Consider the following 23,190-nt stretch of genomic DNA (forward strand, 5'->3'; position numbering starts at 1 on the left):
ACGTTAACAAGGAATGCTTAATCTCTATGCGACTGAACTTAGGCCATCATGATCAACTTAACCATTCACACACAACCTGATGATGAAACTTGTGGCCCCACCAGTCTGCATGCTATTTATCGCTTTTATGGCATGGATATCAGTCTTGAGCAGGTCATTAGCAAGGTAGAGCGTTCTCTTTCAGGTGGAACCCACGCACCCATGTTAGGCAAACATGCTTTACAACATGGATTTCAGACAACGATTTACATTAACAATCTAAACGTGTTTGATCCAACCTGGTTTAGAGGTGACCAAGGCGAAGCCTGCCAAAAAATGCTGATGTTTAAGCTAAAAGCACAAATGAAACATAAAAGAGAGAAAGGATTCACTCAAGCAAGCCACGCTTTCCTTGAGTACTTGGAGCTAGGCGGCCAGGTGCGCTTTCGTACGCTGAGTGTGCAATTGCTTAAAGAATATTTCACTCAAGGTATCCCGATATTAACCGGGCTTAGTGCGACTTATTTATATCGTAGTGCACGTGAACGTTTCACTAAACAAGGAGAATCTATTTATGATGATATTCGCGGCACTCCCTGTGGCCATTTTGTTGTGCTCTGCGGTTATGACGATAAAAGAAGACTCATTGTTGTCGCTGATCCGCATCGCGAAAACCCGATTTCCCATGACAATTATTACAAAGTAAGCGGACACCGCCTAATTAATGCCATCATGCTCGGCGTCCTAACCTATGATGCTGTGTTACTTATAATTCAACCCAAAGAGTCGTGAATGCAAACTATAATAGTAACGGATGACCCACCAAGCTGGGAATTTTTAAGCCCACTCGCCAATATTGTTAATGCTTTAGATTACTTGTCCAGTGAAAATTATCATCAAAGCAAGTCGATGCGGGTGATTAATCTCTGTCAATCCTATGGCCATCAAACCATTGGTTATTATGTCTCACTGCTGGCCCATGCCCGTGATCATAAGGCCATTCCCTCAGTCCATAATATCCAGGATGTACTCAACGTGAGTCTATCGATTCTTATTTCACAGGATATTGATGAAGAAATTCAACACAGTCTTCAGGACATTAAAGGGGATGAATTTATTCTCAGCCTTTATTTTGGCCAAAATATGGCTAAACGGCATGCGACCCTTGCTAAAAAACTGCATGGCTTATTCCCCTTGCCAATGCTCCGCTTCATCCTGGAGAAAAAGAAACAGTGGCGGATTAAAAAACTGCTGCCCTTATCACTTAATGACGTTCCCGAGCATCATCTCGAATTTATGAAGCAGGCCGCTGAAAATTATTTATCGAAGAAACGCTTTCACCAATGGCGTAAAAAGCAACGTTTTCATGATTTGGCGATTCTGGTTGACCCTTGTGAATTGAATGCGCCATCCAATAAAAAAGCCTTGGATTTTTTTGTCAGTGCCGGTGAAGAGTTGGGATTAAACATCGACTTTATCGAAAAAAGTGACAACAAGTCCATTGCTGAATATGACGCTTTGTTTATACGTGCAACCACCTCCGTTAACCATTACACCTACCGAATGGCAAGACGAGCTGCCCAGGAGAATCTGGTTGTGATTGATGATCCACAATCCATCGTCAAATGCAGCAATAAGGTTTATCTGGCTGAATTAATGCGTAGCCATCAAATACTGACGCCAGAAACTACTTTTATCAGTAAATACGATAAGAATCTTCCAGACATAGAGTTTCCTTGTATCTTAAAAAGGCCAGACAGTGCTTTTTCCCATGGTGTTCTTAAACTCGATGATGCGAAATCGTTACAGAAATCCCTGAATCAATTTTTCAAGATTTCTGATCTGGTTTTAATCCAACCTTTTATTCCAACAGAATATGATTGGCGTATCGGTATTTTAGATAACAAACCCATTTTCGCCTGTCGTTATTACATGGCTAAAAATCACTGGCAAATTTATAATTGGAATGCCTTGAGCGAGAAAAGAGAAGGTGCAACTGAAACCGTTCCTCTTAATGAAGTGCCTGAAGCTATTATTAAAACCGCGTTAAAGAGCACCCGTTTAATTGGTGATGGCTTATACGGTGTCGATATCAAAAGCCATGGTGATAAGCACTATGTTATTGAAGTGAATGACAATCCCAATATTGACTGTGGCATAGAAGATAAAATTTTGGGTGATTCTTTATACGAACACATAATGAGTGTTTTTTTACAACGTATTCGCAGGAAACATGGTTATGTCTGATTATTCGCTTTCTTCTGTTTTAGGCATCGAAATTGAGTATATGCTGGTCGATCGGGACAGTTTGAATGTACAACCCAAAAGTGATGTGATCTTAAGTGCTCTGGCAGGGAAACAAGTCAACGAAACAGTACTTCCCAATGGCGATATTGCGGCCAGCAATGAATTAGTAATGCATGTACTGGAATTAAAAAATAATGGCCCGAAACCGCCGCATGCCCCTTTAGTGGAGCAATTCCAGCAAGCCATACAGTCCCTGAAGCCGTTATTAGACCAGCATAATTTACAATTAATGCCTTCTGGCGCTCATCCCTGGATGAATCCACTTACGGAAACGGAACGGTGGCCACATGGTAATAATGCCATTTACCGCCAGTATGATTCTATTTTTAATTGTCAGGGGCATGGTTGGGCGAATCTACAAAGCATGCACGTCAATTTACCTTTTGCCAATGACGACGAGTTTTGCCAATTGCACAATACCATTCGTCTGCTGCTGCCTTTGCTGCCCGCGCTCGCGGCCAGTACCCCTTTCCTTGATAGTAAAGCAACCGGATTAAAAAATTCACGTTTGTATTTTTATGGTAAAAACCAACAGCGTATCCCATCCATCAGCGGCGATATCATTCCCGAATTTATTCGTTCTGAGGAAGAGTACAGAGAAACAATTTTGGCCCCCATGTATGACGATATCCGTCCCTATGATCCCGAAGGGATTTTGCAATATGAATGGCTAAATTCCAGAGCAGCGATTCCCAAGTTTGACTACAAAGCCATCGAGATTCGCATTCTTGACTCACAGGAATGCGTGCAGGCTGATATAGCAATTGCACTGGCCATCCATGCTATTTTGAAATATTGGCAACAGCACTCTTCCTATTATTTGGATACACCTTGCGACTCTAAACGCCTAAAAACAGTCTATGAGCAGACCATCAAAGAGGGGCTAGCGGTTACTGTTGACGATGCTGAATTATATAAACAATGGCAATTACCCCAAAAACGGACTCTCAGCTGTCGCGATATCTGGTCGCAACTTCTTGAACGAGTCAGCAGCGATTTGGATAACCCTTGTCAGCGTGCACTCGAATACATTTTAAGCCAAGGCAATTTGAGCGAGCGGCTTTTACGCGCCTGTGGTAATGACTACACCAAGCCAACACTGGCGAGGCTTTACCGCCAATTAACACATTGCCTCTACACGAATCAAATGTTTAATCCATCATGAAACCCCTGGGTCTTGTAATAAGTTGCGAGCATGCGGTTAATACAGTACCTGTTGCTTATCAGAAACAGTTTGCCCCTTACCGCCACTTATTAGAGTCCCATAGCGGTATCGATTTTGGCGCCTTGTTTATAGCGCGTTATTTGCAACAGGTTTTTAATTGTGATTTTATTCAGGCGCAGGCAACCCGCTTGCTGATTGACTGCAATCGCAGTTTGACTCATCCCCGTTGTTTTTCTGAAATCACGATTAACTTGCCCCAGGCAGAAAAGGAGCAACTTATTCAGCAGTATTACTTGCCCTTTCGCCAGGCCGTAGTAACGAAAATAGAAGAACAGATTGCCCAAGACCGGCAAGTGCTTCACTTATCCATTCATAGTTTTACACCAATCCTCAACGCGAAAGAGCGTAATGCAGACATTGGCTTTCTCTATGATCCAGGCCGTGCAAGCGAAAAAATGCTTGCCAGAGAATGGCAACAACAGCTCAAGCAGCACCATAGCCAACTGCGAACCCGTCTGAACTACCCTTATCTTGGCATCAGTGACGGTTTTACCCGCGCCCTACGCAAGCAATTTGTTGATCAAGATTATGCAGGTATAGAAGTTGAAACCAATCAAGCCCTGGTTCGGGATGAGAAAACCTTAATCAAGGTAGCAGAAGCGCTGGCAACAACATTTCAACAGGCGGCGCATGGATGAAGCGTGGGCACGCGTAAAAGGAGAATGAATCCTGATCACTATGCAGAGGGATCTTTTAATACAGATTCGTGTTTGGCAACGCAATCCCCTTATTTATCCCTGAATATTCCTGGAAACGTCCAAGACTCCCAAACAGGATTCTTTGCAGAAGGCAGGGGCGCTCCTGTAGATACGTCTACAAGCCGCCTTGTGTGAAAAGCTTTATTTACCTCTCTCAAATCGCAGATTTGAAAGAGTCCCCCCCGATAAAATTAACCACCTCGGTTGCCTCAAAGCGAGTAAAAGGCTTGGAGATAAAACCACTTATATAAGCATCTTTCGCCTGCTCATAAAATTGTGCCTCGCTATGAATACTGAGGACAATAATAGGCGTGTTTTTGTTGTGTATGCTTTTGGTTTTAATTAATTTTGCAACTTCGAAACCATTCTCACCGGGGTATAAGCCTAAATCCATCAGAACGACATCGTAGGGAACGGTATTGCATTTTTCAATCGCGCTGTCACCATCCGCGGCAATATCGACCACACAATCCAGATCGGTCAAATGCTGTTTAGCAACTACCTGAGCAGGCTGAGAATCCTCTACTACCAATATTCGATAGGGCTTATTCATCTTAATTTCCTAACTATATCCATGGCTAAAACATTTGATGGTCGCGCTCCTGCTGCTTAATTTTTAGCCTTCCATAAGCGCACAGCTTTTGCTTAATTATAAGCCACACAGAGCTATTTATGCCATATTGCAGGCGTATAAATTCAAAGTGTAGTCCAAATTTAAAAAAAATGTTTCAAATTTTTGCTCATAGCCAGTTAGAGTGCTCCAAATAGTAAAGCGAATTATGGAGGAAGATATTCTCTATCTTATATTAGTTCTGGCCTGCTCAAAATAACGGGGAGCGTTCTGGAATAATTTTTACGCATGGCACTCACCATTTATGCCACTCCTTACTACTTTTCAGCAGGATAAAGTTAATGTTACGCTCTAAGTAATAACGCACTGGACACCTCTTATTTTTCAAGGACTGATTGATGGATTACAAATTAAGCAATAAGACAGCGCTTGTGACCGGTTCAACAGCAGGCATTGGATTTGCCATTGCTCAATTGCTGGTACAGGAAGGAGCAACCGTTGCGATTAATGGCCGCACGCAGCAAAGAGTCGATGAGGCTATTCAAAAAATAAAATTGGCCTGTCACAAAGCCAAACTCATTGCCCTTCCCGCTGATTTAAGCGTAAAGCAGGATTTTGAAACCATTTTTCACCAATTACCAACCCTGGATATCCTGGTTAATAATTTTGGTATCTATGAGGCAAAATCATTTGGTGATATTTCCGATGAGGATTGGCAACGGTTCTTTGATGCGAATGTGATGAGTGACGTACGCCTTAGCCGTCATTACCTGCCTGGTATGTTTAAAAGAGACTGGGGAAGAATCATTTTTGTTTCCAGTGAATCAGGCTTACAAATTCCTGCCGAAATGATTCACTATGGTATGACAAAAACAGCCCAACTTTCTATCGCGCGCGGCCTGGCAGAAACAACCGTTGGAAGCAATGTTACTGTTAATTCTGTATTACCCGGCCCGACAAGCAGTGAGGGGATCACGCAATTTGTGGCAAACATTGCAAAAGAAGAAAACAAAAAACCGGAGCAAATTGAAAAAGAAGTCTTTACCTCTTTACGGCCAACCTCGCTACTCAAGCGTTTCATTACCCCCGATGAAATCGCCGCGATGGTCGCATTTTTATGCAGTCCCCTATCTGCAGCAACTAATGGCGCTGCAATACGGGTTGATGGGGGTATTGTGCGGTCAATTGCCTGATTTTAAGCGGCATAGCCCTCTGTTCTTAGCTAGGTTCGCGGATTTCTTGGGTTTTTTGGAAGCCCATGAAATCTGGGATCCGAAAGGTCTTGGTCTTGTAAACTCTCTCCAGTACCGAGGTTGCCTGCACGACCTCCAGAAATATTCTTTAGATCCTCTTTTTTAACCGATTTTTTCGCTTTATTTTGTGAAGATTCTTTGGAAGACTGCTTCATGATTATGTCCTATAACAAAGAAAATATTCCCTAAGTATAGTTTAAGCAACAGCACAGAACTGGCGTGTCCTCCAATACCGATTTAATTTCTTCATTATTTGCCTTGGGAAAAAATAGCGCGTACCTATTCCCATAAGTAAAAAAACAAGATATAATGTTTAAAAATTAAACAATCTGGAGAATTAACATGCCGTCTACAACTAAACCCAACTATGTGGAAACCGATATTTTACCCGATGTTGATAATCCAGGATATGGCAGATTTCGTGAGCACGTTTTCTTTGGCGCTGCACGCACTCATTTGGGGATGTCAACTCCAAATCCAGATGCAGGTCTAACCCGTATCAGCCAAAGTTTGAATGATCCTGCCGTTCAACAACAAGTCACTAATAAATTAGAAATCGTAGCCCGAAATCAGGAAACTGCTGAGGCATTAGAAGATGTTCTTCCTCCAGAGCTTATCTCCGTGGTGAACAAGTTTTAATTTATCGTGGGGTGACGCGCAAGAAGTGCATCCACGCACCTATTGCGCGTTACCAAGTCTTATTCCAAAACTTATCAATATCATTTTAATGGTCTGTTGTCATACCAGCCATATAATAAATAGCTGCTGCTATCGCCTCATCAGAGCAATTCTTATTCGATGCATCGGCTTCTTTACATAAGCCGCCATGAGGCATTAATCCTTTTCCAGTGCCTACTTTATAGAGTAAGTAATCGATCGCTGTTTTAAATCGGGTCGGGTTATTCTTCGATTCCATGATTGCCTTATTAAATCGGATAGCCCATGCCTGTTTATTGAATGCAACAGGCGCATGCATCCCCGGAGCAAAACGAGGGTCATGACAAGTTTGGCATGTCATTTCATAAGTCTTTTTACCTAAATCACTGGCCATGAGGGTGCTACTAAATGCAATGAGGAGACTAAGTAATATTGTTTTCATTGGAAATCCCTGTATAAATTAATAACAATCCATAAATCCGGGTTACTTTTCAATTTTAACAATTAACGATTGAAAAATCTTATTGGATTTTAGAATACCTACACTATAATCAAATCAATATTAACCGGGATTACATAATAAGATAAAACCCGCTTATGAGTAACATCTCTACTAACCTTGACCCTTTGATTCATGACGCCACATTGTATCTCAATGAGACAAAGTCTATTCTCGGTAAACTGCCTCAAATAGCAATGGACGATGAAGATTCTTCGGATGGCGACAAAATTCTTACCATTCAATTGACACTGCAATACCGTTTAAGCTGTGAAGATGCCTTGAGCTTTTTGTTGAAAATAGATCAAAATCTGCTTTATATACTTGGAATTCAGCCTCAGCATTCGGCTAAAATGAATATCGATCGCTTGGCTTATGCGGTAGGCAATGAAGATTTAAGACAACTCTTAACGATTTTAGGAACATTAGCGTCTTCCCTCTCCAAGATTATTGCTCGTTATAAAAGCAGCCATACCTCTTTTTCATTCAAAGACAAAAAGCCTCAAAAACAGCACATGATGACAAAGGCCTTGGCTCAACTCCTTGACAAACAAAAGCAATTCTTAGATGTCTTGCAGAAGCTGAATTTAGAAATAGAACAACTTTTAAAACTGCAAGCTTCAGGGCCTATTTTTGATCACATTGCTGCCCTAAGAGGACCCATTTCACAGTTTTCCCAAGCCATCATTGATGGTCTTGAGCAGGCAAAACAGCTCTATCATCAAGTTAATAAAACCCCTTTGCTAGACTATCAACTTGATACTTTACTAAAAAAAACTGAACAAGTGCTTCATTCAATGCCAAGTCCCTATAATCCCCATCCGCATTACCCCATCAAACAGTTTGATCATCCAATGACCTCTGAGCAACTTGAACAACGCGCTGCGGCAAAACGATTAAGGCCTTTCTTTGGGTAACGAATTAAAATGGATAGGATAGGTCAGGCCACCTTAATGATGACCTTCGTATTCTACTAAACTCTCATCCTGAGTATTCTCTTGAAATTGAGAGGAATCCCATTTCCAGTTTCTAATTTCCGGTAAATCTTGCCCATGCTGTCTGATGTACTGTTGGTGCTCTAACAATTTTATTTTAGTATTCTCAACCAGTTTTTGTTCTTCGCTACCTGAATGGGGTAACTGGTTAAGCACTTCCAGAACCAGGTGGAAACGATCCAATTCATTTAATACCGTCATATCAAAAGGAGTCGTAATAGTCCCTTCCTCTCTATATCCTTTAACCTGTATATTTTTATGGCCGGCTCGGTTACTGGTCAGACGATGGATGAGCCATGGGTAGCCATGATACGCAAAAATGATTGGTTTATCCTGAGAAAACAACCGATCAAACTCTTCGTCACTGAGGCCATGCGGATGTTCATGGGCCGGTTGCAATTTCATTAAATCAACCACGTTAATCACGCGAATTTTTATGTGAGGTAATTCAGCACGTAAAATAGAAACTGCAGCCAAGGTCTCAAGGGTAGGAACATCGCCTGCACAGGCCATGATGACATCGGGGGATTTCCCTTTATCATGACTTGCCCATTCCCAAATCCCTATTCCATTGGCGCAATGCTGTTTTGCTTCTTCCATTGAAAGCCACTGCGGCGCTGGGTGTTTTCCGGCAATAACCACATTGACATAATGTTTACTCTCCAAACAGTGATGCATGACAGACAACAAGCAATTGGCATCGGGAGGGAGATAGGCACGTATTATTTCTGCCTTCTTGTTGACGATATGATCGATAAACCCAGGGTCTTGATGTGAAAACCCATTGTGATCTTGCCGCCAAACATGGGAGGTGAGCAAGTAATTTAATGAAGCAATTTTTTTACGCCAGGGAATCGTTGATGTGACCTTTAGCCATTTGGCGTGTTGATTGAACATGGAACTAATAATATGAATGAATGCCTCATAACAATTAAAAAGACCATGGCGCCCTGTCAATAAATAGCCTTCTAACCAACCTTCACATTGATGCTCGCTCAATACCTCAAGCACCCTGCCTTGTGACGATAAAAAGCTGTCACCGGGGACGATCTGGGTGTCCCATTGTCGATTCGTTGCCTCAAATACAGCCTCTAATCCATTCGATATGGTTTCATCCGGCCCAAATACACGAAAATTTTTTGCATTTAACTGGATTACATCTCTGATATAGGGTCCCAAAACATGGGTATCCCCTATCCCCTGCATACCGCGCCTGGATAACTGAACCGAGTAGTTCTCAATTGCAGGTAATTGGAGTGGCTGTAATAATAATCCGCCATTTGCATGAGGATTTGCACTCATACGTTTTTCATTTTCGGGCACCAGGGCACTTAAATCATTGCGTAGCCGACCATGCTCATCAAACAGAGTCTCTGGTTGATAACTTCTAAGCCAATGCTCTAAGATTTTTAGATGTTCTACATTGCTTGCGCAATTAGCAACCGGCACTTGATGGGAACGGAATGTCCCCTCAATCGGTATACCATCAACCACCTTAGGGGCAGTCCAACCCTTAGGCGTTTTTAAAATAATCATGGGCCAGCGCAGGCGTTGGGTATTCTTGTTAGAGCGCGCATCGTGCTGAATGCGCTTAATCTGCTCAATGACCGTTTCAAGGACGGTTGCCATTTTCTCATGCATCAGGAGAGGCGCGTCGCCTTCTACCCAATAAGGCTCCCAACCATAGCCGAAAAATAATTGCTCTAATTCCTCTTGCGTAATACGGGCTAAAATCGTTGGATTAGCGATTTTATAACCATTTAAATGAAGGATAGGCAACACAGCACCATCCGTTACCGGGCATAAAAATTTGTTGGAATGCCACGCCGTGGCAAGGGGGCCGGTCTCTGCTTCCCCATCGCCAATCACACAAGCAGCAATTAAATTTGGGTTATCAAATACAGCACCAAAAGCATGGCTTAATGAGTATCCCAATTCGCCGCCTTCATGGATAGAACCAGGACATTCTGGCGATGCATGACTTGGAATCCCCCCGGGAAAAGAAAACTGGGCGAACAATTGGCGCAAACCGTTTTCGTCTTGAGTAATAGCCGGATATATTTCGCTATACGTTCCTTCAAGGTATGCGTTGGCGACCACTGCAGGACCACCATGCCCTGGACCAGAGATATAAATCATATTCAGATCATATTTCTTAATGACGTGGTTTAGATGAGCATAAATAAAGTTTTGTCCTGGCGTTGTTCCCCAATGCCCTAATAGCCTGGGCTTAATATCTGTGAAAGCCAAAGGACGTTTCAGCAGCGGATTATCGCGTAAATAAATTTGCCCTACGGACAAATAATTCGCCGCACGCCAATAACCATCAATTTTTTTCAGTATTTCTTGATTCATTGTTTCTTTTCGTTTCAAAAATAAGCCCATTAAAGGAGTAGGTATTAAAGCTAATAGTCGTGAATTATATCGAAACACTCGATAAAAAGTCTTAAATCATTATCAAAGTTGAATCGATATTCTGATTTTAGTTATATTAACGCATAATAAGTCGAAAGGTTATTTAATTTATGAATACTCTAGAAGTAATGGCGCCCCCAACAATTGGTGTTTACCTGGGAGCAAGTATGGGAAACAACCCCTCTTTCAAAAACGCCGTTATCTCTCTAGGCAAGGGAATTGCCGAATGCGGATATACCGTAGTCTACGGCGGAGGCGGAACGGGTTTAATGGGACTTCTTGCTGAAACCGTTAAATCGTTTGGCGGAAAAGTGATTGGGATAACGACAGAGCACCTTGCCAAAATAGAGCCACCCAGTGATTTTTTAGATGAATTACATATCGTGGGCTCCATGTATGAGCGAAAACGCTTAATCCATGAAAAATCAGCGCGCTTTATAGCAATGCCTGGAGGGATTGGGACATTCGATGAACTATTCGAAACCTGGTGCGCCATCAAAATAGGCGTCATTAGAAAGCCTCTTGGATTGGTCAATATAGAAGGGTATTTTAACTCCATGATCCAATTTGTAACGTCCTGCAGTACCCATTATGACTTTATCAATGGGCAAGACATTAAAATTCCAACCATCTATGATGAGGTTTCGGTCTGTATAGACCACTTAAAAGAAGGGCGACAAGGTAACTTGTTTGACGTTTCTACCGAGGTAAATTCCGATCATACCAATAACAGATATAACTATTCTGTTGAAACGTTTGAGATAAGTTAACTTTTTATCGTAGGCAAGTTGATTAAGGTTCGCTACACACTAAGTGCTTTAAACCTGCTTTTTTGCCAACTACTCTGAAAATTTGTAAGACATCTCTTACAAAATCTACTTACTATGTCTTAATGACGCACACAAAGAATTAAGCCATACTTATCTTATTGGAGAGTTGCAAATATCAGGACATGATGTCCTTGAAAGGGAAACAGCACAAGGATGTGTTGACCACAGGAAGTGGAATTTGCAACTTACCAAATTAATTTAGTTTTACTCCAGCCACTGTTCTGTATTGTTTATTCAAACCACACCCCAACAATAATTGCACGCGACTCAATGGTCGCACAATTACCCCCTATTGAAGAACCAACCAGCTTGCTTTTAATTGCATCGTAATTTATTTTGTACCTAGTAATAGGGCCCGTTCATAAGATAAAAAAGCCCCCTTAAGGGATTAACCATGTCTATTTTTCGCCACTTTGGGCTCCATATTATAAACGCCTTCCATTCCTTTATTCTTGTTTTTCGCTTTCTGGGCCACTTACTTCATAGCTTTACCCGTATCATTTCAGGCAAGGTATCTGTCGGTTGGCCTAATACCATGGAGTTTATGTATTATGCGGGGGTCCGTCCTATTACTTCATTGGTTCTTATTTGCTTAATAATAGGTATAACTGTTTCACAAGCTGTTTATTTTCTCTTACAACCTTTTAACATGCACCAAAGAATTCTACCTACTGTGCAAAATATTTTAACGCATGAAATATTACCTATAGTAATTGGTTTTATTTTATGTATCCAAATGGCTTTGCATTTGATCAACACTCGTTTAGAAGAGCACAATAGAAATCCGGCGGATTTTATTCTTACTCATGTATGGCCAATTATTATCGGTATGAATATTACGTCATTAATCCTATATATTTACCTTGTTTCATCCATTTTTGTCAGTTCTTATATTAGTTTTCATTTTTTATTTGGGTATACGAATAATGAATTTTTGATTCATATCCTAAATTCTACGACAACATTTGATCTGATTTATTCATTCGGTAAGACATTAATTTTATGTATTATTGTTGGATTTTCTGCTAGTTATTATTATTACGAAACAGCTGTTAAAAATATCAATTTGAGAAAAGCCATCTCTCGAATTTTAACACGTAGCTCATTCTGGTTAATCATAGCTAGCATGTTCATCACCTACACCTTTCAAGGATAAGAATGCAACAAGACCGATTCTACGTACTAGTTGGTTTTTTGGGAGCTGGGGCCCTCTGTTTACTACTCTTGGGAAGTGTGTTTTTTTATACAGAGCATAAACGTGCTCAAGCCCAAACGTTTGTCATGTTTTTTAATGGATCTCTAAAAGGATTGGTAATTAATTCTCCGGTAACCTATCTGGGAGTGAAAATAGGTGAGGTTAACTTTATTGAACTTACTGAAGATAAAAAGAGAAATAAAGTCCGTATTCCAATCTATGTACGCTTTTTTGTTAACAGGAACTATAGTTTTAGCCAAGACCCAGTTCACCTACTGATTAATGATGGGTATGTAGCAAACATTAGCAAACCCAACTTATTAACTGGTGTTGCTGAAATTGAGTTAATTCCGTCAGATTCTCCCAGACAATTCAAACAAACGTATTACCAGGATTATCCTATTTTCCCGACTTATAATAAAGTTGAACCCTATACATCCATGGAAGATGTGTTCGAGACAGCCAAGAAGACGTTAGAAGATATTAGTGAATTAGTCCGCTCAAAAGAAATCAAAAATACATTAGAATCCTTACAAAAAATGTCAGGTAGCCTGGATATCTTAGTGTCTAGCTTAAATCAAAATGTTCCAGGTGTTGTGACCTCTTTGAATCAAAGTTTAAAACAAATTACTGCTGCAGCTTACTCCACTCAAAACCTAACTGATTACTTGTCCCGATATCCGGAATCCTTGCTCCGAGGTAAGCAATAAAATGAGGAGATTATTTTCCATGTTCTGGTGCATCAGCAAAAAAAACTCTTTAAATAGAAGACTATATTGCTTTTGCGCCTTTATCCATTATCTATTTATGAATTACTGTCGTTCATCCAATCTAAGTGATGATAACCGTAGAGAGGTAGCCTTAAAGAGCAACATAATACTACTCACAACTCTAATCCTCTGCGGATGTGGTAAAAGTAAAGAATCGCAGTTTTATATCCTAACCCCAATCCCCCCTCAAAAAAGTCACCATTTCTATAATCAAGTTCAGATAGGGATTGATAGCGTAACTATTCCTGATTACATAAAGAAAAAACAATTAATGATTAATCAATCTCCAAATCACTTAAATATTGAGGAATTCGATCAATGGGCCGGGCCTTTGGATAAAAATATAACGCTTGTCTTAACCACCAATCTTTCTACATTAATACCTGGGGCTATCGTTCAAAGCGCTCCATTCGATTCTAAATTTAACCCGGATTATCATCTTCAAGTCGATATTTCACAATTTGAAATTGATATTCATGGCACAAGTATCTTAAGAGCTGAATACATTATTTATCGACAGGAAAAACTCATTCATAAAGGAAATACTTACTATCATATTACAATTCCAGTAGTCACTCCTGAAGCACTGGTAAAAAGTATGAATACCAATCTAACCAGTTTATCAATAAAAATAGCTCATTCTTTTATTAAAAATAATAAGTAACGCCCCTACAGTTTTTGTTGCTTCCAGCCAGTCAGTGGCATGGGTACAATGAAGCGGCAATAAAATCTTTGGCACGCAAGGATGTGACCACAGGAAGTGGAGTTTGCAACTTACCAAACCAATCTACTTTTCTTACAGTCAATTTCCGCTTTGATCATTCCCAACCGCAACCCAATAACAATCGCATTGGCAATATTTACCCTTAGTCTTCCTTTATTTTTTAAAGGCGCGGCAAGCACAGGAATTATTAATAACCCTGTTCACCTGGCAAGAATAAAATCCTTAAGGTCATAATGTTCCCGCAGTACCGCTAAGAACACCCAGGTCGGCAAAATCAGCTGGAAGCGTTGGCGGCACTGAGGACCATGTTATTCCACTATCGCTGCTTACGTAGATCAAAGGAATCTGGATATTGCTTGTGTTAGTGTACTGACCTACCGCTGTGCATATCGTCCCACTACACGTGAGTGCATTGATCCCCCCAGAGTCAGCAAAATCAGCAGGCACGGTTAACCCAAATGATGTCCAGGAGGCGCCTTGATTGCTACTAACAAACAACATTGGAAAGAATATACTGCCAGCATCAGCATAATCGCCCGCGGCGATACAATTTGAGGCTATACAAGTGATAGATCGCAAGGATGCGATGTCAGAAAAATTAGGCGGCAAGGTGGTCGCGTTTACTGAAGACCATGTCGCCCCAGTGTCCGTACTATGAAAGAATAAAGGTTGAGTGACCACACCATCATTATAATTTCCCGCCCCATTACACACTGAGCCAGTACATGCCACCGCATTAAAAAAGCCGAAGTTAGAAAAATCGCCCGGTAATGAAGGCGTTACAAAATTCCAGCTATTTCCAAGATCATTACTGACCAATATTAAGGGTAGTCCTTGAAAAAGCGTATCAAAAAAGAAGCCCGTTGCAATACAGACGGTTCCTTCGCAAGTAACCGAATTTATCGTACCGAGATCAGAAAAAGTAGGAGACAAGGTGGGCGTCACTGATACCCAGGATGCTCCCGAATTATGACTCACAAGCAACAGGGGTAATTGAATATTTAGTACGTTCATATAAGTTCCCGCAGCAACACAGGTGGTTCCCGTACAAGTAGCAGAATTGAGGCTGGCTAAATTAAGGAAGTCAGCAGGTAACACCGGATTAGCTGCGAACCATGACTCGCCGCTACTATTACTCACCAGGATTAATGCCTTTATCACAGCGCCATTCGAATAAGCCCCGGCAGCAACACAGGTGGTTAGCTCACACGTCGTTGTCATGATGACTGCCGATGAGACAAAATCAACCGGCACTGGCGCCGTTACGGAATTCCACGAACTCCCGGCATCGCTGCTAAAGAGGATAAGAGGCCTATTGGTTACACCGTTATTATAAACCCCCGCAGCGATACAGTTTATTCCTGTGCAAGAAGACGCTGCGAGAGAACCATTATTCGCGAAATCGGGGGGTAAACTGGTTGTTATAGGTGACCATGCACTACCATTTGTTGCGCTAAGAAAAATGAGCGGCGTTCGAATTACACTTGTATTTGTATAATTACCAACAGCAATCAAGCCAGAAAAAAAAGTGACTTGTACGGTATGATCGGCAGTTATGTTACTCAGTGTATAGGTCAACCCCCCAGACTGAACCAAGATGCCGTCTAAAAACCACTGACTCACTGCAAAACCAGCCGATGGCGCCGCTGTAAACATAATGCTCCCACCGCTATTGACCGTCTGGGGCGTATTTGGGCTTATGGCGCCGCCAGCCCCCGCACTGCCTGTGATGGTAAAGGTGGGAGGCCTGACGACAGCGATCGTAAAGGGAAAGCGTATAGCATCTGCCGAAGGTTTTGCCCATTCCCTTAATTCTGCGGAAATGATTCGGGGAGTTGATGGGGCTTGAAACTGCAGGGTGATAGTACAGGATTGGCCTGGTCCGATGAGAGAACCGCAACTTGATGATAAAATTGATAATCCACTACTGCTGGGAAAATAACTCTGATCAATCACTGTCAGCGGCACTCTTGACGTCATATTCGTCACCCTGAAAGAGGCTGTAGCTGTTGCCGACGTTGGTATACTTGATGGAAAGGGTGAAATTGCAGTGATCGCAATCAAATGATGGGCAAACCCAGCGGCGGGGAAAAGTAAAAAGCTGCATAAAATGAGCTGAAAGGTTTTGATGAGTATTCTTTTAACCTTCATAGTGTACCCCACAAATCCATGTGTCATTAAAATAAATACGTGTAACTCAGATAGAGCTCGTTGGTGGTTAATCGTCCTATATCAAGATGGTAAGGATACACGTCACCCCGTGTGCCAAATAATGCCCTGCCTAAATTGACATAGCGATATCCCAGCGAGATTTGCTCATGCGGATGATTCGAGGCAGAGGGTTTGAAATTAAAACGATAACCCACACCGAATCCCGCTTGGTAAGCTAAATGAGTGTCAGTACGCGATTGAAAAGGCGGTAAAGCAACGTAGCCTATGCTATCGACAGGGCTTTCACTATATCCATTCAGGCGACTCCAGGCAGGGCCTACTCCCACATGTATAAAAGTCGCTAACTTGCTCAACATCCAGGTAAATTGAGCCTCTGCCATAGCACGGATACTTCTGATATGAAATTTATAATTAAAAAGTGCACAGCTTTGATCCCCTAAAGCGGTTTCAACCAACTGACCTTTGTAATTGAACTTGTTTGGCATACCATAAATGCCTAATCCTAAAGCAAGCGCGGGTATATACTGCCTCCCTGTAAATTCATAGCCGCCGCTTAGGCCGGTTACTGCACGAGTTTTTCTGTAGCCAAGGACTGGATAAGCATCCGTTAGGAAACCATCATAGTAATGAATTTGTGGATTACTGTTGCCAACTTTTAGGCGGCTAGCACCAATACTAACACCTAAATAGGGGTTGCCATTGACAGCAAAAACGCAGGCAGGCAAAAGAAATAAAGTAACCAGCTTTATTTGCAAAAAAAGCCCCATCCTTGAGAAGTTGACTTATAGTAAAATACATAGTAACAAGGTGCAACTACTAACTTAGCAGCACTGGTTTCAAAAAACACTTGCCAAAACCACTCCCCAGCAATAAATCAAGGTTAAAGCTTTGGATTATCTAAATACCATTGACTGATAGCATTTGAATCCAAAAGACTCTAAATCGCTCTGACGAAGAGGTGGTTGCAGCGTTACGTGATGGTAATACCGGAACGGCGGATAAAACTCGGTTTCGCTATCCAGTTTGAAATTAAATCCTATTATCAAGTAGGCTTGACCCTTGAGCCCTCTAGCTTAATGTTCAGGAAAACAGATAATTCATTCGGATTATGCAAAACGTCAGCCAACGTATAGTGTTTCAAGACGCTCATAAAGGCAGCTTGGGCCTCATGCAGCACACCCCTTAATTTGCAGACAGGCGCAATACAGCAGTTGGCTTTTTCTTTATTAAAACAAGGTACCAAATCAAAATGAGGCTCCAGTTGAGCAATTAATTGACCTAAATTAATCGCCTCCGATTGGGCTGCCATTAAAATACCCCCATTCTTGCCCCGGATGGTTTTAATCAGTCCGAGTTTGGCTAAATTGTGAATGATTTTAACCATGTGATTGTTCGAAATTTCGTAGGCCTCTGTAATGTCTTTAATCGTGCAAGACTCTTTTCTAAGAGCAATGTAAATCAAGGCGCGTAATGAGTAATCAGTAAATTGTGTCAGTTGCATCATTAAATCCAACTTGTTGGTTGACGCTGATTATTTCTTTTTATAAGATGTATTGCAAATACATCTTTAAGGAGTATACCATGTCTGAATCGCTATTTTCGCGTTTGGGAGGCCAAAATGCAGTCAATACGGCTGTTGATATTTTCTATCGTAAAATGTTGACGGATGAACGTGTGAGCCATTTTTTTGATGACATCGATATGGAGCAGCAAATCTTAAAACAAAAAGGATTTTTAACCATGGTGTTTGGAGGCCCTAATCACTACAGCGGTAAAAACATGCGTGAAGGACATGCCCATTTAATCAAGCGTGGTTTAAATGATACGCATGTCGATATTGTGATTGAGCATTTGGGTGCAACCCTTAAGGAATTAGGGGCTACAACAGAAGATATCAACCAAGTAGCTGCTATTGCCAATAGTGTTCGCGATGACGTGTTGGGCCGTTCATGAGTACGATAGACTTTAATAATCAATCGTATCCCTTAGAGCCTCGGGAAAATGTACTACAATGCCTTCTGCGTCATGGTGTGAATTATCCCAACTCATGCCAGGCGGGTATTTGCCAATCCTGCCTGATTAAAGCCAAGGATGGTGTGGTTCAGCCATCCTGGCAAGAAGGATTGCCCGAGACGCTTAAATCGCAAGGCTACTTCCTGGCTTGTTTGGCACAGCCAGAAACAGGACTTCGGGTCGTTGCACCTGAGAGTGATGAATGCGAGGCCACAGCGCAACTCATTGAACTTAAACCACTTAACCACAATGTGATGCAAGTTAAACTTGGTGTGGCTAATTTAACCCCTTGGATACCGGGACAGTACCTTGGCCTGATTAATCCTGAAGGCACTATGCGCAGCTATTCTATAGCCAACATGCCCATGCAAGAAGGATTTATTGAATTGCAGGTTAAAATCTACCAGGGTGGAAGTATGGGACAATGGCTGGTGAATAAGGCAACGAAACAAACAGAGGTTAAACTTAGAGGCCCCTTTGGCCGTTGTTTTTACTATAATCCCGAGCAATTAACCTTCGATATGTTATTAGCAGGAACCGGTACAGGACTAGCACCACTTGTTGCCATTATCAAGAGCGCGCTCAGTCAAAACCATCAAGGACGTATCACCTTGGTTCATGGCGGCTTGACTGACGAGGATATTTATTTTCAAGAAGAACTGGAAACGTTATCAGAAGTATTCAATTCTTTTACTTATGACCCTTGTGTTGTACAAAGCCAGGGACGTTATCCTGAAGCGTTAATTGAGCGAAGAGTATTGACACACCTCACTAACTCTCAGGATACCCGGGCCTATGTTTGTGGTCCTAAAGAAACGACCCATAAACTTAAAACCAGTATCTTTCTTGCAGGCGTTCCTTCTAAACATATTTTTAGTGATCCATTCCTTTAACAACGGTCGATTCGGCCCTACCCTAAAAAAATCGCATTTAACAAGGTAGTGACAGAGCAAAAAGACAGGGCTTGAATTTTGAATTAGTGTTAACTAGACGCCAAAATTCCAGCCCTGCCCCTATTGATGCCTGTTACTAACGTTTATTACTACTTACTTTTCAGAATTAAATTGTAATCATAGAAAAAACGCTTTAATGTGGGGCGGCGTTTTTCACGTTTTAAAGACTTTATCAAGTGATTGGCAGCTAAAACCTCTCTTTTTTTAGCATCCAATTGCTCCTGGAGTTGTTCGTGCTTTCTGAGGAAGATATGCTGCATTTCACCAAGCTCCTCGACCAATCGGCTATTTTCATGCAGTGTTTGGTGAAGTTCTTTTTCTAACCGTGTTTTATCATGAGTTAATTCATTAACATATGAATCAGTAACAAACAATTTATTTTCAATTTCTTGCAGTGAATGAAGAATATAATTACCGAGTGGAATGGTTTGATTGGGGAGGTGGTTCAGGGAATCACTATATATTTCCAACTCCTTAGCCAAACACTGCAGGGATATGATGGCTTGTTGTAATTGATTGCCGTGTGGGCTTAACTCGGTAAAATAGGGAGAAAGAATATCTGTTCTTAATTCACTCTCCTGCTGTTGTTCCCACCATTCATAAAGATGCTTTATGGCAGCATCACGATTTATCCTGGCTTTTGAACAAATTTCTTTTACATCTGGAATATTTTTTTTGCCATTTTGCTTAAAAAGCTCATTGATTATTTCTAGAACATGAGGTGCTACCGATTTATTATTGTTTTTCATATCATACTCCTCCTATTTAAATGAGCAGGCACTGCATTCAAACAACAATCCGTTCAGTGAGTCGGCCATTTTGCGAAGAACAACGCCTGATGCATCAAAACACCATTAAGCTAATGCGCCTATCCATGGCGGCAAAGAATGCAGTTTTTATTCAATCCCTCTAATTCTTTGCAACACTTGTTTGAGACTTAGGTTGTTCAGGTTGGCTCTTCGAGTTCTAAATTTTTGTCCAATCTATTTTCATCACACCAAGACAAAATTGTCAATTATTTTGTGACAAAATAACTTTAAAAAATAAAACGCGGTAATTTGACTTTCACCGAAAGATAAAAGAGAATGAATTTCCGGAAAACAAAAAAGGGAACAATAATGAATAAAATTAAATTAGCATTTATTGTATCAATTTTCGTGACGGAAGTTGTCTCTGCCTCTTCGTCTTGTGATGGATTTCAAATTAGATTGAAAAATAACCTCGCAGATGATTTGTGGGTAACAACCATTAACTTAAGAGGAGCAGAAATTCAGCCAGGCGCTTTTGAAAAATTAAAGCGGCAATCAGAGCAAGTATTTACAATTAACCGTACTAGTGAAAATTTACCAATGACAGGGGAATTTACGCTTCACACCCTTTCTTTTCCCGCAAAAACAGTAAAGATTACATATACCCTGGAGGATAAAATTGCTTTTTGCGAACATAGCGACAACTCTCCACGCGGTGATTATGCTGTAGAAAAAAATCGTATATTGGGGGGAGTCCAGTATTCTATCAATAACAAATAGCCTGCATGAGGTCAGACTTAGCCATAAGTTTGACCTCTCTACCGTTCCTTGAACACTATTAACACGATAATAATCATCAAGGGCTCTTTTCTTCAGCAATGAATGACATCGCTCATTGAGAAATAAGGATTACTAGTTTAGCTAAAACACGAATGATACGTTTAATCTAAAGTATTTGAGGAGGTTTTATGAAAGTAAAACAAGCCATTACATGTACCTTGGGGATATTAGTGCCCTCCTTGTTTTATAATGCAAATGCAGCACGGTGTTCTTACGAGTTACCTCCTAATGAACAGCTGACTCTTAACGGAAACGAAAACACCTCAAGACAGTTAAGCTGCAAGGTAGAACATAGTGGGCATGAAAGCGATTATTTGATCGATTTTGTCTCTGAAACAAATACAAGTTTTGTAAACAACTTAATGATGCCAGAGGGCACCATAATGAGTTTATCTTTTGCGTCGATGAATAACAATGAGTTAAGATTTGAGTTAAAACCAAAAGCCAGATTAGGCATTACCAATGACTCTGCCGATTTTATACGATTGAAATGCATCAATTCATAAAGCAGAGAGTTATTAATGATTAAGGGCAGTTTAAATAGGCAAGCGGACTGGACCCGCTTGCTCTATTTAAACTGTTTTCTATTTTACGGAGGAGCGCATTAACATGCTGATTACCCAGGAAAAAGAAGACGACAAAATCCAGTTCCGCATTCGAATGCATGCTTCGGTATTAAAGGAAATTGAGGACTATTGCCAGTGGGCAGGGATTCAATATAAGGATTATTTTATCCAGCGTGCGTGTGAATATATTTTCACTCATGACGAGGAATGGATTAATTATAAAAATAAAATCCAGTGACATGGTCGGTTTAAACCGGGTGGTGCAACGACAGCTCTAAACTCCTGCATAACTTATAGGGTCATAGAACTCTACGGGGAAGTGCCTGAATTTTAATTTTCTAATGATACTCACAACATTCACACCACACCCCCATTGACTTAAAAAATTCAGGCAGAAGACAAGGGCAAGATCTAACTTTTGGCGTCACCGTTGATGATGGGCGAGATAAATCGAAACCAAGCGAACACAAGCAGGTTACGCTTTTACGTAAAATCAAATTTAGTATAATCTTCGGGCATCATTCATTCTTATGGATTTCCGTTATCATGCTTGAGACATTTCAGAAAGACGAATTAGAAAAAGTCAGACAAGACGTTGGATATCTTGCACAGGTTTCTGAGGATCTGAAAGCTCATGAAGAGTTCATGCTTGAAGCGATAAAGATAAGCTCATTGGCAATGCACTATGCAGCACCTCAACTAAAAGATAAGGAAGGTTTTGTTCTGGCGGCAATTGAAATTGATTGCGACGCTTATATGTATATATCAGATAGATTAAAAGATAGTGAAAGAGTGACTTCTGCAGCCATAAGAAAAAAACCCAGCTTGTATTTTTATGCTTCTGAACGATTACAGGCAGATGAGGATTATAAAAATAATACGTTGAAAATTAATAGTTGGTACCCATGGATAAAACTGCATAAAGTGTTAAAGAATAATTTTTGGGAGGGGCTGAAAGACACTTTTTCAATCATGTATGGCGATTACGGGATCCTGAAAAAAATAAATGGCGCTGAACTCGATCCAAATCAATTGAAATATGGACTTGTCGATATCACCTTGATCCCTCAATTATCCAATTTCTTAATTAATTATGGTATGCCCGGGAAACCCCTGAGTAACAATCCTTTCAGATATGCCAGAGATGAAGAACGATGGAATGACGCTGTCATTCTTAGAAGCATATCCGCTTGCATAGGATTTGGTTTACAATTTTTAAGATTTGCAATGGCTGCGGCAGCAACTCTAATGGTTCTCCCTGTTGTTGCATTAGTCCATACACTAAAATTTCTCCTTGCTTATTATTATCAACATCAATTATTTCAGCTTGAAGGTGTAATCTACAATGCTACGACACAACAACCTATCTCTGGTGAGCCCACTACATTAGCAGAATTTGCTGCAATCACTGGCTCCAGCTTAAGTGATTTGTGTGGATACAAATCCTCGGATCTGACATCCTATTCCTCTGGAAACTCGACGTCCTCTTATTATGGGGCACGTAGCACGAATCCAAACCTCTTTTTTAGACCCTCAGTGAGCAATAAACCAGCTCAGATTAAAGCTCAACAACTTGTAACGGCCCTGGAAATAAACGAAAAATATGACCCCAACGACTCAAGTTCAGAGGCTATAGGACGCTCTTTTTGGTAACACTTGCGGATAGTCTCTATCGCAAGATGCCCTAACCCCATTCTAATAGGAAGTTGGAGTCTCATAACGTTTCTTAACAAATTAGACATTCAATGGCAGTTCAATCAATTACTGAATCAATTGTTT

At 41.0% G+C, this 23,190-nt stretch carries 25 protein-coding genes; 17 read left to right on the plus strand and 8 right to left on the minus strand.

Going from position 1 to position 23,190, the window contains the following annotated elements:
- Positions 1-48 precede the first annotated feature (48 nt).
- The 4 genes from Lfee_RS14235 to Lfee_RS14250 are packed head-to-tail and all read left to right on the plus strand — an operon-like array spanning position 49 to position 4,149.
- On the plus strand, positions 49-771 hold the full coding sequence (locus Lfee_RS14235) for a C39 family peptidase (protein WP_058447650.1): 723 nt from the start codon (positions 49-51) through the stop codon (positions 769-771).
- Complete coding sequence (locus Lfee_RS14240) at positions 772-2,226, plus strand: RimK family protein (protein WP_058447651.1); 1,455 nt, start codon at positions 772-774, stop codon at positions 2,224-2,226.
- Positions 2,219-3,451, plus strand: a complete 1,233-nt coding sequence (locus Lfee_RS14245) for a carboxylate-amine ligase (protein WP_058447652.1) — start codon at positions 2,219-2,221, stop codon at positions 3,449-3,451. Before Lfee_RS14240 ends, Lfee_RS14245 begins: the two co-directional genes overlap by 8 nt.
- Entirely contained in the window at positions 3,448-4,149 is a 702-nt protein-coding gene (locus tag Lfee_RS14250) for an N-formylglutamate amidohydrolase (RefSeq protein WP_058447653.1), read from the plus strand. Before Lfee_RS14245 ends, Lfee_RS14250 begins: the two co-directional genes overlap by 4 nt.
- A 214-nt stretch (positions 4,150-4,363) precedes the next feature.
- Here Lfee_RS14250 and Lfee_RS14255 read toward each other — a convergent pair whose 3' ends face one another.
- Complete coding sequence (locus Lfee_RS14255; protein WP_058447654.1) at positions 4,364-4,762, minus strand: response regulator; 399 nt, start codon at positions 4,760-4,762, stop codon at positions 4,364-4,366.
- A gap of 416 nt (positions 4,763-5,178) precedes the next feature.
- On the opposite strand from Lfee_RS14255, the gene Lfee_RS14260 reads away from it, so the two are divergent.
- Positions 5,179-5,973, plus strand: a complete 795-nt coding sequence (locus Lfee_RS14260; protein WP_058447655.1) for an SDR family NAD(P)-dependent oxidoreductase — start codon at positions 5,179-5,181, stop codon at positions 5,971-5,973.
- Positions 5,974-6,002: 29 nt separating this feature from the next.
- On the opposite strand, the gene Lfee_RS14265 is transcribed toward Lfee_RS14260, so the two are convergent.
- Positions 6,003-6,188, minus strand: coding sequence for a hypothetical protein (locus Lfee_RS14265; RefSeq protein WP_058447656.1), 186 nt, complete (start codon positions 6,186-6,188; stop codon positions 6,003-6,005).
- Positions 6,189-6,375: 187 nt separating this feature from the next.
- On the opposite strand from Lfee_RS14265, the gene Lfee_RS14270 reads away from it, so the two are divergent.
- Positions 6,376-6,672, plus strand: a complete 297-nt coding sequence (locus tag Lfee_RS14270; RefSeq protein WP_058447657.1) for a hypothetical protein — start codon at positions 6,376-6,378, stop codon at positions 6,670-6,672.
- 85 nt (positions 6,673-6,757) lie between these two features.
- Here Lfee_RS14270 and Lfee_RS14275 read toward each other — a convergent pair whose 3' ends face one another.
- Positions 6,758-7,132, minus strand: a complete 375-nt coding sequence (locus Lfee_RS14275) for a c-type cytochrome (protein ID WP_058447658.1) — start codon at positions 7,130-7,132, stop codon at positions 6,758-6,760.
- A gap of 155 nt (positions 7,133-7,287) precedes the next feature.
- Between Lfee_RS14275 and Lfee_RS14280 the strand changes: the two genes are divergently transcribed.
- Positions 7,288-8,106 carry a hypothetical protein gene (locus tag Lfee_RS14280; protein WP_058447659.1) on the plus strand — a complete coding sequence of 273 codons (819 nt, stop codon included), beginning with the start codon at positions 7,288-7,290 and terminating at the stop codon, positions 8,104-8,106.
- 33 nt (positions 8,107-8,139) lie between these two features.
- On the opposite strand, the gene Lfee_RS14285 is transcribed toward Lfee_RS14280, so the two are convergent.
- Complete coding sequence (locus Lfee_RS14285) at positions 8,140-10,557, minus strand: phosphoketolase family protein (protein ID WP_238584940.1); 2,418 nt, start codon at positions 10,555-10,557, stop codon at positions 8,140-8,142.
- 152 nt (positions 10,558-10,709) lie between these two features.
- Between Lfee_RS14285 and Lfee_RS14290 the strand changes: the two genes are divergently transcribed.
- From Lfee_RS14290 to Lfee_RS14305, 4 genes are all read left to right on the plus strand, one after another.
- Positions 10,710-11,369 carry an LOG family protein gene (locus Lfee_RS14290; protein ID WP_058447661.1) on the plus strand — a complete coding sequence of 220 codons (660 nt, stop codon included), beginning with the start codon at positions 10,710-10,712 and terminating at the stop codon, positions 11,367-11,369.
- Between the two features lie 454 nt (positions 11,370-11,823).
- Positions 11,824-12,585: an ABC transporter permease gene (locus tag Lfee_RS14295; RefSeq protein WP_058447662.1), complete on the plus strand. Its 762-nt coding sequence runs from the start codon at positions 11,824-11,826 to the stop codon at positions 12,583-12,585.
- Positions 12,586-12,587: 2 nt separating this feature from the next.
- Complete coding sequence (locus Lfee_RS14300) at positions 12,588-13,334, plus strand: MlaD family protein (protein WP_058447663.1); 747 nt, start codon at positions 12,588-12,590, stop codon at positions 13,332-13,334.
- A 97-nt stretch (positions 13,335-13,431) separates the two neighbouring features.
- Complete coding sequence (locus Lfee_RS14305; RefSeq protein WP_064088299.1) at positions 13,432-14,058, plus strand: PqiC family protein; 627 nt, start codon at positions 13,432-13,434, stop codon at positions 14,056-14,058.
- Between the two features lie 288 nt (positions 14,059-14,346).
- Here the strand turns inward: Lfee_RS14305 and Lfee_RS14315 are convergent, their stop codons facing one another.
- The 3 genes from Lfee_RS14315 to Lfee_RS14325 form a co-directional block, all read right to left on the minus strand.
- On the minus strand, positions 14,347-16,269 hold the full coding sequence (locus Lfee_RS14315; RefSeq protein WP_058447665.1) for a WD40/YVTN/BNR-like repeat-containing protein: 1,923 nt from the start codon (positions 16,267-16,269) through the stop codon (positions 14,347-14,349).
- 26 nt (positions 16,270-16,295) lie between these two features.
- Positions 16,296-17,045 (minus strand): outer membrane protein, encoded by a 750-nt coding sequence (locus Lfee_RS14320; protein ID WP_058447666.1) that lies wholly within the window; start codon positions 17,043-17,045, stop codon positions 16,296-16,298.
- A 287-nt stretch (positions 17,046-17,332) separates the two neighbouring features.
- Positions 17,333-17,791, minus strand: a complete 459-nt coding sequence (locus tag Lfee_RS14325) for an Rrf2 family transcriptional regulator (protein WP_058447667.1) — start codon at positions 17,789-17,791, stop codon at positions 17,333-17,335.
- Positions 17,792-17,871: 80 nt separating this feature from the next.
- Between Lfee_RS14325 and Lfee_RS14330 the strand changes: the two genes are divergently transcribed.
- The gene (locus Lfee_RS14330) at positions 17,872-18,243 is read left to right on the plus strand and encodes a group I truncated hemoglobin (protein ID WP_058447668.1); all 372 of its coding nucleotides are present in this window, start codon (positions 17,872-17,874) and stop codon (positions 18,241-18,243) included.
- Positions 18,240-19,196, plus strand: a complete 957-nt coding sequence (locus tag Lfee_RS14335; protein WP_058447669.1) for an FAD-binding oxidoreductase — start codon at positions 18,240-18,242, stop codon at positions 19,194-19,196. Before Lfee_RS14330 ends, Lfee_RS14335 begins: the two co-directional genes overlap by 4 nt.
- Before the next feature lie 149 nt (positions 19,197-19,345).
- Here Lfee_RS14335 and Lfee_RS14340 read toward each other — a convergent pair whose 3' ends face one another.
- Complete coding sequence (locus Lfee_RS14340) at positions 19,346-20,005, minus strand: hypothetical protein (protein WP_058447670.1); 660 nt, start codon at positions 20,003-20,005, stop codon at positions 19,346-19,348.
- A 369-nt stretch (positions 20,006-20,374) separates the two neighbouring features.
- Here Lfee_RS14340 and Lfee_RS14345 point away from each other — a divergent pair, with 369 nt between their 5' ends.
- From Lfee_RS14345 to Lfee_RS14360, 4 genes are all read left to right on the plus strand, one after another.
- A complete protein-coding gene (locus tag Lfee_RS14345; protein ID WP_058447671.1) occupies positions 20,375-20,785 on the plus strand; it encodes a hypothetical protein in 411 nt (136 codons plus the stop codon).
- A 188-nt stretch (positions 20,786-20,973) separates the two neighbouring features.
- A complete protein-coding gene (locus Lfee_RS14350; RefSeq protein ID WP_058447672.1) occupies positions 20,974-21,351 on the plus strand; it encodes a hypothetical protein in 378 nt (125 codons plus the stop codon).
- A gap of 103 nt (positions 21,352-21,454) precedes the next feature.
- On the plus strand, positions 21,455-21,649 hold the full coding sequence (locus Lfee_RS14355) for a hypothetical protein (RefSeq protein WP_058447673.1): 195 nt from the start codon (positions 21,455-21,457) through the stop codon (positions 21,647-21,649).
- A 308-nt stretch (positions 21,650-21,957) separates the two neighbouring features.
- Entirely contained in the window at positions 21,958-23,064 is a 1,107-nt protein-coding gene (locus tag Lfee_RS14360) for a DUF4116 domain-containing protein (RefSeq protein ID WP_058447674.1), read from the plus strand.
- Positions 23,065-23,190 lie beyond the last annotated feature (126 nt).

This window comes from Legionella feeleii, assembly GCF_001467625.1.
Taxonomy (GTDB): domain Bacteria; phylum Pseudomonadota; class Gammaproteobacteria; order Legionellales; family Legionellaceae; genus Tatlockia; species Tatlockia feeleii.